Below are 13,048 nucleotides of genomic sequence, written 5' to 3'. Positions count from 1 at the left end.
CTCGGCCGGGGAGAATAACTCCGCCGTATCGCCATTGCCCCGCGCCGCCAGCGCTCGTACCGTGGAATTGTGAGCAATGACGCTTTCTCCACGGGGCTCGTGGAACTACCCACCACGGTGGGTGGGTACGCGACCGCCGAATTCCGTCCCCTGGTACGTACATTCGCGCGGATGGTCGGCGGTAAACCGGGCGCCGGAGGGGCGCTCACTGTGCACCTGCGTGGAGAGCCGCTGGTCGAGATCTGGACCGGGGAGGCCGCACCGCGCCGGCCCTGGGACGCCGACACCGGCGCTATCGTCTTCTCCGCAACCAAAGGCATTGCGGCCACGGTCATCCACCGGCTCGCCGACCGCGGCCTGATCGACTACGACGCCCCCGTCGCTCACTACTGGCCCGAATTCGCCGCCAACGGCAAGGGACGGATCACCGTACGGCAGCTGCTGTCCCACCGCGCCGGCCTGTACGGGCTGCCCGAGATCGCCCGCGGCCTGGAAGACGTGCTCGACCACCGCATGATGGAAGAGCGCCTGGCCGCCGCGAAACCCGATCACCTGCTGGGCCTTCCGACCTATCACGCGCTCACCTACGGCTGGCTGCTGGCGGGGCTGGCGCGCGCGGTCACCGGCCGCGGCATGGCCGAACTGTTCCGCACCGAGGTCGCCGAACCGCTGGGCACCGAGGGCATTCACCTGGGCCGCCCGCCGGCCGGATCGCCCACCAGCGCCGCGATGCTGTACGGCAACAAGCTGTCTGCGGTCGGCACCGACTACGTCTCGCTGGCCCTGGGCCGGGCCTACTCCGTGCCCGGCCCGCTGGGTGCCGTGGTCCGCGCGCTGTTCCTGCCCGGCCTGGATCAGCTGCTCGAAGGCGACGATCCGCCCATCCTGCGCACAGAGCTGGGTGCGGGCAATGGGGTCTGCACCGCGAAGGGCCTGGCCACGGTGTACAGCGCGCTCGCCAACGAGGGCATGCACCAGGGCCGCCGCTTCCTGTCGCCGGCGACCATCAGGGCCATGCGGCGCGTGGAGAGCTACCGGCTCGACCGCGCGCTGTTCTACGTCCCGATGATGTGGCACATGGGTTATCACTCGCTGCCCGTTCCGGGTGCCCGCGCGGGCTTCGGGCATATCGGTCTGGGCGGATCGTTCGGCTGGGCCGAACCCCGCCTGGGACTCTCCGTCGGATTCGTCCACAATCGGCTCGGCATCGGCGGGTCGACGAGCCTGGACCAACTCGCGTCGGCATGGGTGCTGCCGCTGGCGGTGCGGGGCGCTCACGCAGCGCGTCGCACCCCTACCCACGTCGAACCCGCCGCTGCCTGACCGGCGGACGCGACCTCAGCGCCGGGCGATCGCCGCGAAGACGTCGGGATCCACCAGGGTCGAGATGTCGCCGAGCTCACGGCCCTCGGCGACGTCGCGCAGGAGGCGGCGCATGATCTTGCCGGAGCGCGTCTTGGGCAGCTCGGGAACCACGTGGATATCGCGCGGTCTGGCGATGGGACTGATCTCGCGGGAGACCTCGGCCTTCAGCTCGTGCACCAGATCGGCTCCGGTGTCGGCGGTTTCGGCGGTGAGGATGACGAATGCGACGATGCCCTGCCCGGTGGTGGCATCGGCGGCGCCGACCACCGCGGCCTCGGCGACGCCGGAGTGGCCGACCAGTGCCGACTCCACTTCGGCGGTGGAGATGCGGTGGCCGGAGACGTTCATGACATCGTCCACGCGGCCCATGATCCAGAGGTCGCCGTCGGCGTCCAGTCGGGCCCCGTCACCCGCGAAATACCAACCGGCGGAGGCGAATCGGTCCCAGTAGGTTTCGCGGAAACGTTGCGGGTCGCCCCAGATGCCGCGGGCCATGGACGGCCAGGGCTCGGTGAGCACCAGGAGGCCGTCGGCGTCGCGGTCGCCGAGATCATTGCCGTCCTCGTCGACGATCTTCGCGTGGATGCCGGGCACCGGGGTCATGGCCGCGCCCGGCTTGGCGTTGGCGGTCCCGGGCAGGGGCGAGATCATGATGGCGCCGGTCTCGGTCTGCCACCAGGTGTCGACGATGGGAGTCCGGTCACCGCCGATGACTTCCCGATACCAGCGCCAGGCCTCGGGATTGATGGGTTCACCGACCGAGCCGAGCAGCCGCAGGCTCGTCAGATCGTGGGCTGCGGGAATCTCGCGGCCCCACTTCATGAACGTGCGGACCAGTGTCGGCGCCGTGTAATAGATGGTGACGCCGTACTTTTCGATGATCTCGAAGTGCCGGTGCTCGTCCGGGAAGTTCGGGGTGCCCTCGTACACCACCTGGGTGACGCGGTTCGCCAGCGGCCCATAGACGATGTAGGAGTGCCCGGTGACCCAGCCGATGTCTGCGGTGCACCAGTATACGTCTCGCCCCGGCCGGTGGTCGAAGACGACCTCGTGGGTGTAGGCGGCCTGGGTCAGGTAGCCGCCGGAGGTGTGGAGGATGCCCTTGGGCTTTCCGGTGGTGCCGGAGGTGTAGAGGATGAACAGCGGATGCTCGGCGTCGAAGGCCTGCGCCTCGTGCTCGGGGGAGGCGTTCGCGACGGTCTCGTGCCACCACAGGTCGCGGCCGGAGGTCATCGCGGTGTCGATGCCGGTGCGGCGCACCACGAGCACGTGCTCGACGGTCGAATCGCCCTCGGCGAGGGCCTCGTCGACGGCGGCCTTGAGCGGGGCCGCGTTGCCGCGCCGCCACTGGCCGTCGCTGGTGATGACCAGTCGGGCCTCGGCGTCGTCGACCCGTTGACGCAGCGCGCTCGCGGAGAAGCCGGCGAAGACCACTGAGTGCACCAGTCCGAGCCGGGCGCAGGCGAGCATCGAGACGATGGCCTCGGGGATCATCGGCATGTAGATGGCGACACGATCACCGGACCGCAGACCGAGCCCGGCGAGCGTGTTCGCCGCCCTGGACACGTCGGCCAGCAGGTCGGAGTAGGTGAGGTCGCGGGTATCGCCCGGCTCACCCTCCCAGTGGATGGCGACCTGGTCGCCGTGGCCGTCGAGCACGTGCCGGTCGATGCAGTTGTAGGCGACGTTGAGCGTGCCGCCCGCGAACCATCTCGCGAAAGGCGCTCCGTCCCAATCCAATACGCGGGTCCAGGGCTGGGCCCAGTGCAGCCGCCCGGCCTGTTCGGCCCAGAACTCGGTCGCGGTGATCATGTTGCTCATGGCGATATCTCCTCTACAGCGGTCAGTGCGCGACGGCCTTTTCGGCGCCGACGCCGGTGAGGGCGCGCACCTCCATTTCGGCGGCCTTCGCCGGGTCCTCGGTGTTCTTGCTCAGCAAGGTGCCGACGATGCCGAGCACGAAGGCGAGCGGGATGGATACGATGCCCGGGTTGGACAGCGGGAACCAGTCGATGTGCAGGCTGGGCACCATGGCGGTCTTGGAGCCGGATACGGCGGGGGAGAAGACGATCAAGACGATGGTGGAGATCAGTCCGCCGTACATGCTCCACAGCGCGCCGGTGGTGTTGAACCGCTTCCAGAACAGCGAGTACAGAATGGTCGGCAGGTTCGCCGAGGCCGCCACCGCGAACGCGAGCGCGACCAGGAACGCGATGTTCTGCCCGTTGGCCAGGATGCCGAGACCGATGGCCAGCAACCCCACCACCACAGCGGTGATGCGTGAGACCCGCAGCTGTTCGCTCTCTGTGACATCGCCGCGCTTGATGACTCCCGCGTAGATGTCGTGCGCGAAGGACGCCGAGGCGGTGATGGTCAGACCCGCGACCACCGCCAGGATGGTGGCGAAGGCGACCGCCGAGATGACGGCCAGCAGCACCACGCCGCCGAGTTCGAACGCCAGCAGCGGGGCGGCCGCATTCTGGCCGCCCGCTGCGGCCAGGATCCTGTCCGGGCCCACGATGGCGGCCGCGCCGTAGCCGAGCACCAGCGTGAACAGGTAGAACGCGCCGATCAGGCCGATTGCCCATACCACCGAGCGGCGTGCCTCCTTGGCGGTCGGCACGGTGTAGAAGCGCATGAGCACATGCGGCAGGCCCGCCGTGCCGAGTACCAGTGCCAGACCCAGCGAGACGAAGTTCAGCTTGGTGGTGCCGTTCGCGCCGTACTGTGCGCCGGGGGCCAGGACGTCCCGCTTGGCCATGGCCTTGTTCGTCGACTCCGACACGTGCTGCTGCGCCGAGCCGAGGATGTCGGAGAAGTGGAAGCCGAACTTACCCAGCACCAGTACGGTCATGAAGGCCGCGCCCACGATGAGCAGCACCGCCTTGATGATCTGCACCCAGGTGGTGCCCTTCATGCCGCCGACCAGCACGTACACGATCATGAGCAGGCCGACGACCGCGATCACCACCGACTGCCCGGTGCGGCTCTTGATATCGAGCAGCAGCGCCACCAGGCCGCCCGCGCCCGCCATTTGCGCCAGCAGATAGAACAGCGACACCGTGAGCGTGGACAGAGCCGCGGCGGTGCGCACCGGACCCTGCCGCAGCCGGAAGCTCAGCACATCGGCCATGGTGAATTTGCCGGTGTTCCGCAGCATTTCGGCGACCAGCAACAGCGCGACCAGCCAGGCCACCAGGAAGCCGATCGAGTACAGGAACCCGTCGTATCCGTACACCGCGATGGCGCCCGCGATGCCGAGAAAGCTCGCGGCCGACAGATAGTCGCCCGCGATGGCGATGCCGTTCTGCGGGCCGGAGAACCCGCGTCCACCGGTGAAGAAATCCGCCGCGCCGGCATTGGACCGGCTGGCCCGCACCACCACGACCATGGTGACGGCGACGAACACAGCGAAGATGGCGATATTGACGGCCGGTTTACCGACGGTTTCGGCGGCGGCGTAGGTCAGGGTGTTCACGCCCGGCCCTCCTCGAGCTCGGCGCGCAGCGCGGCCGCGCGCGGATCCAGTTCCCGGTTGGCGAACCGGACGTACAGGCCGGTGATCACGAACGTGGACACGAACTGCCCGAGCCCCAGCAGCAGGCCCACGTTCACGTGCCCGATCACCTTGTGCGCCATGAAGTCGTGCGCGTACGCGCCGAGCAGCACGTACATCAGGTACCAGGTGAGGAACAGGGCGGTCATGGGAAAAGCGAAGCGGCGCAGCCGATTGCGAAGTTCCTGGAATTCCGGGCCGGCCTGCATGGCGACGAATTCCGCCGCCGTGGGGGTATGCGGCGGCGTGGCGCCGAGCTCGATACTGCTCATCGAACGGTCCTAGCGTGTGACGTGGCTTACTTGCCGCGGAACGTTAATCAGCTATGCGTGGTCGGCACATGCTGTGTCCGGGGTCACTCGGCGAAGGACCCGCTTCCTGAGCCGAACGGTCGATTCCGCGCGCCGAACGGTCGGGCCCGCTCAGGCCGATCGCAGGCCGCGTTCACGGTCCGCGCCCATGCCCAGGCGTTCGGGAGCGTGCAGACGGGCGAAGGCGCGGGCCACCTCGCGCGCAGACTGACCGCGGGTGAATCCGCTGACCGCGACCATGGTGGCAAAGGCCAGCGGCACGCTCACCGCCGCCGGATAGCTCAGCACCGCCGCCGGCCACCCGCCGGCCGCCCGGTCCGGCACGCCGCCCGCCACCGAAACCGCGGTCGCCGCACCGGACATCAGCCCGCCGGCGATCAATCCCGCGGCCGCGCCCGTAGCGGTCAGGCCGCGCCACCAGATGCCCAGGGTGAGCAGCGGGCACAGCGTCGACGCCGCCACCGAGAAGGCCAGTCCGACCGTGCGCGAGAGATCCAGTGAGACCACCATCAGCGAAAGCGCCAGCGGCACAGCGCCGGCGATGAGTGCCGCCACCCGGAAATCACGAATTCGGCCCCGTAGCAGATCGGTGCTGACCACACCGGCGATACTCACCAGCAGTCCGGAGGAGGCGGACAGGAAGGCCGCCAGCGCACCGGCGGCGACCAGCGCACCCAGCAACTGTCCGGGCAATCCGCCCAGCACCGATTCCGGCAGCAGCAGCGCGGCGGCATCGGAGGCATCCGCGCCCAGCGTCTGCGGTGCGTATATCCGCGCGAACGCGCCCAGCAGGGTCGGGAACAGGTAGAACGCGCCGACCAGTCCGATCACCGTCGCGGCCGTGGTCCGCGCGGCTCGGCCGTCCGGATTCGTGTAGAAGCGCACCAGCACATGCGGTAAACCCATGGTGCCGAGAAAAGTCGCGATGATCAGCGAATACACCGCGTACAGCGGATGTGGGCCGCCCAGTCCGCCGCCCGGCCGCAGCCAGGGGCCGAGGTCGGCTGTCGCCGGGCGGTCGCCGAAGAAGTGCGCGGTCAGCACCAGCGCGGGCAGCGCGACGGCGGTCAGTTTCAGCCAGTACTGGAATGCCTGCACGAAGGTGATCGACCGCATCCCGCCGCCGACGACGGTCCCGATCACGATGGACCCCACCGCGACCGCCCCGACCCACCCGGGAACGCCCAGCAGAATCCGCAGTGTCAATCCGGCCCCCTGGAACTGCGGGATCAGATATACCGCGCACACCAGCACCACGACCAGCGACGCCAACCGCCGCAAACGCAAAGAGCCGAGCCGGAATTCGGTGAAGTCCGGCACCGTGTACGCCCCCGACCGCCGCAGCGGCGCGGCCACGAACATCAGCAGCCCGAGGTATCCGGCGGTGAATCCCACCGGATACCACAGCGCGTCCGCGCCGTACTTGGCGATCAGGCCCGCGACGCCGAGAAATGAAGCGGCGGATAGATATTCACCGGAGATGGCCGCCGCGTTGAACCGGGGTCCGACGCTGCGCGAGGCCACCAGGAAGTCGGAGGTGGTGCGCGCCAGCCGCACCCCGTACACCGCGAATCCGACCGTCGCGACCGCCGAGGCCAGCAGCGCGACCAGGGTGGGCACCGAGGCGTGTGACACCATCTCAGTCCCCGGTCAGTTCATCGAAGTCCTGCTCGTTCCGCTCCGCCAGTCGCGTGTACATCCGCCCCACGCCGTACAGCAGCGGGTAGGCCAGCAGCCCCAGCAACAGCCACGGAAGCCGGATCCCGAACACCGTCGCCGCCCCGAGGGGACCCAGGAAAACCAGCGGCAACGCCCCCAGCACGACCACGGTCACCAGTCCCAGCCGCACCGCCAGCCCGAACTGAGCGCGGATCAATCCGCCGATGAGTACCGCGCCCACCTCGGTCTGTTCCTCGACCTCCACCCGCGTCCGCACCACCCGGGCTCCGCGCCGCTCGGCCAAGACCACCCGTTCCCGCGCCGGTTTCCGCTCCGCGCTCACCGGACTGTCCGGGTGCGGTGCGCCGCGGGAATCAATCGCTGCTTCAGCTCGCGTACCTGCCGGCGGGCGACCGGCAATTCGACCGCCGGGGCGGAGCCGCCGGCGCGCAGGCACACCACCGTGCCGCTGCCCACCGTCCGCAGGCCGGCCACCTGACGCAGCGCGACCAGATACGACCGGTGCACCCGCACGAATCCCGCATCGCGCCAGCGCTTCTCCAGTTCCGAGAGCGGAACCCGCACCAGGTGCGAGCCCGTGTCGGTATGCAGCCGCGCGTAATCCCCGTCGGCCTCGACCCACGCCACGCTGTCCCGCGCTACCAGCGTGGTGACGCCGCCCAGTTCGACCGGGATCACCGCGTGCGGGTCCGATCGCTGGTCCTCCCGCGCCGGCGCCGTCCGCCCCGCGGCGATCCGCCGCACCGATTCCGTGAGCCGCGCCTGCCGCACCGGTTTCAGCAGGTAGTCCAGGGCTCCCAGGTCGAACGCCGCCACCGCCCGGTCATCGTGCGCGGTCACGAACACCACCGCGGGCGGCGCCGCGAACTCCGACAGAATCCCGGCCAGCTCCATCCCGTCCAGTCCGGGCATATTGATATCCAGGAAAACCGCGTCCACCGACCGCGCCCGCAATACCCGCAGGGCCGCCGTGGCATCACCGGCTGCGTGGATCTCGCCGACCTCGGGCAACGCGCGCAGCAGGTACACCAACTCGTCCAGAGCAGGTTTCTCGTCGTCCACGGCCAGTACGCGCAGCGCGCCCGGCCCCTTCGCGGTGGTCTGAGTCACAACGGCCTCATCGTACGATGTGGTCCACGACGATGGCGGGGCGCGTTCAGGTGTGGATGCCGGCGCGGAATTTGGGGATCCGCATGATGATCTTGGTGCCGGCGCCGGGGGCGGTTTCCACCACGAGGCCGTAGTCGTCGCCGAAGGCGGCCCGCAGCCGGTCGTCCACATTCGCCAGGCCGATATGGGCGGATTCGGGGGAACCGGTTGCCGCGGAGCCGGTTTCGATGGCGTCCAGCGCCCCGGAGCGGAGGATGTCGGGGTCCATGCCCACGCCGTCGTCTTCGACGGTGATGACGCAGTCGGTGCCCTCGTCGGCCGCCACCAGAATGAGGGTGCCGCCGGACGGTTTGGAAGCCAGACCGTGGCGCACCGCGTTCTCCACCAGCGGCTGCAGGGCGAGAAAGGGGAGCACCACTCCCAGGACCTCCGGGGCGATCCGGAGCCTGACCTGAAGGGCGTCGCCGAAACGCGCGCGCTCCAGGACGAGATAGCGGTCGATGTTCTTCAGTTCGTCGGCCAGAACGGTGAATTCGCCCGCGGTGCGGAAAGAATAGCGGGTGAAGTCGGCGAAATCGAGGATGAGTTCGCGCGCCCGGGCGGGGTCGGTGCGCACGAAGGACGCGATGGTATTGAGCGCGTTGTAGATGAAATGGGGGCTGATCTGAGCGCGCAGCGCGCGAACCTCGGCGCGGTCGAGGCGTGCGCGGGAGGCGTCGAGTTCGGCCAATTCGATCTGTCCGCAGGCGTATCGGGCGACCTCGGCGACCGCGCCCAGCATTCCGGGATCGGGCTGCCCGGTGATGATCGCGCCGAGAGCGCCCGCCATGCCGCCGTATTCGGTGGACAGCGGCTGCGCGATCACGACGTGAGTCCCGGCGCCGGGGCCGGAGACCAGCAGTGGGCGGGCGGTCGAGATGGCCCGACGGGCCGCGTCGGTGAAGATCTCGGCCAGTTCCGAATGAGGGCCGTCCCAGGCCAGCAGTGTTCCCTCGGTATCCGCGATGCCCAGCGCCTCGGCCCCCGTCAGGGCGCGCAGATGCGGGGCGGCCTGGGCGGCGGAGTCGGCGGTCAGGCCCCGGCGCAGCGGGCGGGCCGCTTGGGAGGCGGTGTGCAGGACCGTGTGGACGGCGCGCTCGGCGGGTGTGGTGACCGTGCGCCGGGTTCGCGGCCAGGCCAGCAGCGCGCCGGCGATCAGCGCACCGGAGACCAGGATCGCCGCGACGGTCGCGGTCATGCCGCCCCGTCCGCGGAACCGCGTCGCAACCTGTCCACTGCCTGATTATCACCGAGCCGTTGCCGAAGTGACATTCGCCATTGTGCCGTCGGGGTGAACTCGCGACACGCGAGGACGGCACGCCGGAAGACCGATCCGCCTCCGCGTGCCTTCGAAACTCGTCAGTGGGGCCGCATAGTATGTCGGGGTGTCAGCCTCGTCGGGATTCGTTCACCTCCATAACCACACCGAGTACTCGATGCTCGACGGCGCGGCGAAGATCACGCCCTTGTTCAAAGAGGCGACCCGGCTGGGCATGACCGCCGTCGGCATGACCGACCACGGCAATATGTACGGCGCCTCGGAGTTCTACAACTCCGCCAAGAAGCAGGGCATCAAGCCGATCATCGGCATCGAGGCCTACATCGCGCCCGACTCCCGCTTCAACACCAAGCGCGTGCTGTGGGGAGACCCGTCCCAGAAGAGCGACGACGTCTCCGGTTCGGGTTCCTACACCCACATGACCATGGTCGCCGAGAACGCGACCGGCCTGCGCAACCTGTTCAAGCTGTCCTCACTGGCCTCCATCGAGGGCCAGCTCGGCAAGTGGGCGCGCATGGACGCCGAGATCATCGCCGAGCACGCCGAGGGCATCATCGCCACTACCGGCTGTCCGTCGGGCGAGGTGCAGACCCGCCTGCGCCTGGGCCACGAGCGTGAGGCCCTCGAGGCCGCCGCCAAGTGGCAGGAGATCTTCGGTCCCGAGAACTTCTTCCTCGAGATCATGGATCACGGGCTGTCCATCGAACGCCGGGTTCGCGAGGGCCTGCTCGAAGTCGGCAAGAAGCTGGGCATCCCGCCGCTGGCCACCAACGACTGCCACTACGTGCACGAGGCCGATGCGGCCAACCACGAAGCGCTGCTGTGTGTTCAGACCGGCAAGACGCTGTCCGACCCCACCCGCTTCAAGTTCGACGGCTCCGGCTACTACCTGAAGTCCGCCGAGGAGATGCGCGCCATCTGGGACGCGGAGGTCCCCGGCGCGTGCGACAACACCGAGCTCATCGGTGAACGCGTCCAGTCCTACGACGAGGTCTGGTCGCACCGCGACCGCATGCCGATCTTCCCGGTGCCCGAGGGCCACACCCAGGCCACCTGGCTCGAGCACGAGGTGATGGCGGGCCTGGACCGCCGCTTCCCGAGCGGGCCGCCGCAGGAGTACATCTCGCGCGCCAAGTACGAACTCGGCGTCATCAACGAGATGGGCTTCCCGGCCTACTTCCTCGTCGTCGGTGACCTGATCACCTACGCCCGCTCGGTCGGCATCAATGTCGGTCCGGGCCGTGGTTCGGCGGCCGGCTCGCTGGTCGCCTACGCCATGGGCATCACGAACATCGACCCGATTCCGCACGGTCTGCTGTTCGAGCGCTTCCTCAATCCCGAGCGCGTATCCATGCCCGATATCGATATCGACTTCGACGATCGCCGCCGCGGTGAAATGGTCCGCTACGCCACCGACAAATGGGGCAGCGACCGGGTCGCCCAGGTGATCACCTTCGGCACCATTAAAACCAAAGCGGCGCTGAAGGACTCGGCCCGCGTGCAGTTCGGCCAGCCTGGTTTCGCCATCGCGGACCAGATCTCCAAGGCGCTGCCGCCGCCGATCATGGCCAAGGACATTCCGCTCTCGGGCATCATGGATCCCGAGCACGAGCGGTACAAAGAGGCCGCCGAGGTCCGCGAGCTCATCAACACCAATCCGGACGTCAACAAGATCTACGAGACCGCGCGCGGTCTCGAGGGTCTGATCCGCAATGCCGGTGTGCACGCCTGCGCCGTGATCATGTCCAGCGAGCCACTGACCGACGCGATCCCGGTCTGGAAGCGCGCGCAGGACGGCGCCATCATCACCGGCTGGGACTACCCGTCGTGTGAGGCCATCGGCCTGCTGAAGATGGACTTCCTGGGTCTGCGCAACCTCACCGTCATCGGCGACGCCCTGGCGAACATCAAGGCCAACCGCGGCATCGAACTCGACCTCGACACTCTGCCGCTCGAGGACGCGGCCACCTACGAACTGCTCGCCCGCGGCGACACCCTCGGCGTGTTCCAGCTCGACGGTGGGGCCATGCGAGATCTGCTGCGCCGCATGATCCCCACCGGCTTCGAGGACATCGTCGCCGTGCTCGCGCTCTACCGCCCCGGCCCCATGGGCATGAACGCGCACAACGACTACGCCGACCGCAAGAACGGGCGGCAAGAGGTCAAGCCCATCCACCCGGAGCTCGAAGAGCCCCTGAAGGACATCCTGCGTGATACCTACGGCCTGATCGTGTATCAGGAGCAGATCATGCAGATCGCGCAGAAGGTCGCCGGATACTCCCTCGGCCGAGCGGACATTCTGCGCCGCGCCATGGGTAAGAAGAAGGCCGAGGTCCTCGAGGCCGAATTCGAGGGCTTCGAAAAGGGCATGCTGGAGAACGGATTCAGCAAACCCGCCATCAAAGCGCTGTGGGACACGATCCTCCCGTTCGCCGGTTACGCGTTCAACAAGTCGCACGCCGCCGGATACGGTCTGGTGTCGTTCTGGACCGCGTACCTCAAGGCCAACTATCCCGCCGAGTACATGGCGGGTCTGCTCACCTCCGTCGGTGACGACAAGGACAAGGCCGCCGTCTATCTGGCCGATTGCCGCCGCCTGGGCATCCAGGTGCTGCCGCCCGACGTCAACGAGTCCGAGCTCGAATTCGCCTCCGTGGGCAATGACATTCGCTTCGGTATGGGGGCTGTTCGTAACGTCGGCGCGAACGTCGTCGCCTCGATCATCCAGGCGCGCAAGGAGAAGTCGAAGTTCACCGACTTCTCCGACTACCTCAATAAGATCGACGCCATCGCATGCACCAAGAAGGTCACCGAATCCCTCATCAAGGCGGGCGCTTTCGACTCGCTCGGGCATCCGCGCAAGGGCCTGATGCTGGTGCACTCCGACGCCATCGACGCGGTCATGTCCACCAAGAAGGCCGAGGCGATCGGCCAGTTCGACCTCTTCGGCGGCCTCGACGACAGTGACGAGTCCATCGCCAGCGTCTTCAATGTGAGGGTTCCCGACGAGGAATGGGAGACCAAGCACAAGCTCGCCCTGGAACGGGAGATGCTGGGCCTCTATGTGTCCGGCCATCCGCTCAACGGTGTCGAGCACGTCCTCGCGGCCCAGTCCGACACCCAGATCCCGGCCATCCTCGAAGGCGATGTCAAGGACGGCGCGCAGGTCACCATCGGCGGCATCTTCGCCAACGTCACCCGCCGCGTGAACAAGAACGGCCTGCCCTGGGCCTCGGCCCAGCTCGAGGACCTCACCGGTGGCATCGAGGTGCTGTTCTTCCCGCAGTCCTACTCGGTCTACGGCATGGATGTCACCGAGGACGCCATCGTTCTTGTCAAGGCCCGCGTGAGCGCCCGTGACGATCGTGTCTCGCTCATCGCCAATGACCTTGTGGTGCCGGACCTTTCGTCTATCGGCGTCGACAAGCCGCTGGCGGTGGTCATCCCCACCCGCCTGTGCACCCCTGACAAGATCGGCGAGCTCAAGCGGGTGCTGTCCCGGCATCCGGGCACCGCGACCGTCCACATCCGCCACGTCGGCTCGCGCGACCGCACCACGGTGCTGAAAGTCGCTGACAACCTCCGGGTTTCGCCGTCGTCGGCACTCATGGGGGACCTGAAGGCGCTGCTCGGTCCGGGCTGTCTCGCGGGCTGAGCGCGGCGCCCACCACGATCCTGGCACCGTGTGCCCGGCGCGCGACGCGTGGG

At 68.2% G+C, this 13,048-nt stretch carries 9 protein-coding genes; 2 read left to right on the top strand and 7 right to left on the bottom strand.

Annotated elements, in window-relative coordinates; all coding sequences use genetic code 11:
* Positions 1-69 precede the first annotated feature (69 nt).
* Complete coding sequence (locus GLP40_RS14485; RefSeq protein ID WP_328290159.1) at positions 70-1,323, top strand: serine hydrolase domain-containing protein; 1,254 nt, start codon at positions 70-72, stop codon at positions 1,321-1,323.
* A 15-nt stretch (positions 1,324-1,338) separates the two neighbouring features.
* On the opposite strand, the gene acs is transcribed toward GLP40_RS14485, so the two are convergent.
* From acs to GLP40_RS14450, 7 genes are all read right to left on the bottom strand, one after another.
* A complete protein-coding gene (acs, locus tag GLP40_RS14480; protein ID WP_154788413.1) occupies positions 1,339-3,186 on the bottom strand; it encodes an acetate--CoA ligase in 1,848 nt (615 codons plus the stop codon).
* Positions 3,187-3,208: 22 nt separating this feature from the next.
* Positions 3,209-4,843 carry a solute symporter family protein gene (locus GLP40_RS14475; RefSeq protein WP_328290158.1) on the bottom strand — a complete coding sequence of 545 codons (1,635 nt, stop codon included), beginning with the start codon at positions 4,841-4,843 and terminating at the stop codon, positions 3,209-3,211.
* Positions 4,840-5,193, bottom strand: coding sequence for a DUF485 domain-containing protein (locus tag GLP40_RS14470; protein WP_154788412.1), 354 nt, complete (start codon positions 5,191-5,193; stop codon positions 4,840-4,842). Before GLP40_RS14470 ends, GLP40_RS14475 begins: the two co-directional genes overlap by 4 nt.
* 150 nt (positions 5,194-5,343) lie before the next feature.
* A complete protein-coding gene (locus GLP40_RS14465; RefSeq protein ID WP_154788411.1) occupies positions 5,344-6,870 on the bottom strand; it encodes a sodium/solute symporter in 1,527 nt (508 codons plus the stop codon).
* A gap of 1 nt (position 6,871) precedes the next feature.
* Complete coding sequence (locus GLP40_RS14460) at positions 6,872-7,201, bottom strand: hypothetical protein (RefSeq protein ID WP_407671602.1); 330 nt, start codon at positions 7,199-7,201, stop codon at positions 6,872-6,874.
* A 29-nt stretch (positions 7,202-7,230) separates the two neighbouring features.
* Positions 7,231-8,022: a LytR/AlgR family response regulator transcription factor gene (locus GLP40_RS14455; protein ID WP_328290156.1), complete on the bottom strand. Its 792-nt coding sequence runs from the start codon at positions 8,020-8,022 to the stop codon at positions 7,231-7,233.
* A gap of 46 nt (positions 8,023-8,068) precedes the next feature.
* Positions 8,069-9,259 carry a histidine kinase gene (locus GLP40_RS14450; protein WP_154788410.1) on the bottom strand — a complete coding sequence of 397 codons (1,191 nt, stop codon included), beginning with the start codon at positions 9,257-9,259 and terminating at the stop codon, positions 8,069-8,071.
* Between the two features lie 187 nt (positions 9,260-9,446).
* Here GLP40_RS14450 and dnaE point away from each other — a divergent pair, with 187 nt between their 5' ends.
* The gene (dnaE, locus tag GLP40_RS14445; RefSeq protein ID WP_328290155.1) at positions 9,447-12,995 is read left to right on the top strand and encodes a DNA polymerase III subunit alpha; all 3,549 of its coding nucleotides are present in this window, start codon (positions 9,447-9,449) and stop codon (positions 12,993-12,995) included.
* The last annotated feature ends 53 nt before the right edge of the window (positions 12,996-13,048 follow it).

Source organism: Nocardia aurantiaca, from assembly GCF_009708175.1.
Taxonomy (GTDB): domain Bacteria; phylum Actinomycetota; class Actinomycetes; order Mycobacteriales; family Mycobacteriaceae; genus Nocardia; species Nocardia aurantiaca.
The sequence above is the reverse complement of the archived record's forward strand: the minus strand, read 5'-3'. Positions and strand labels throughout refer to the sequence as shown.

What these genes read in the sequence shown, in the direction of transcription:
- acs (WP_154788413.1), bottom strand. Translation starts at nt 3,186, where the DNA reads ATGAGCAACATGATCACCGCGACCGAGTTCTGGGCCGAACAGGCCGGG.
- GLP40_RS14470 (WP_154788412.1), bottom strand. Translation starts at nt 5,193, where the DNA reads ATGAGCAGTATCGAGCTCGGCGCCACGCCGCCGCATACCCCCACGGCG.
- GLP40_RS14465 (WP_154788411.1), bottom strand. Translation starts at nt 6,870, where the DNA reads ATGGTGTCACACGCCTCGGTGCCCACCCTGGTCGCGCTGCTGGCCTCG.
- GLP40_RS14450 (WP_154788410.1), bottom strand. Translation starts at nt 9,259, where the DNA reads ATGACCGCGACCGTCGCGGCGATCCTGGTCTCCGGTGCGCTGATCGCC.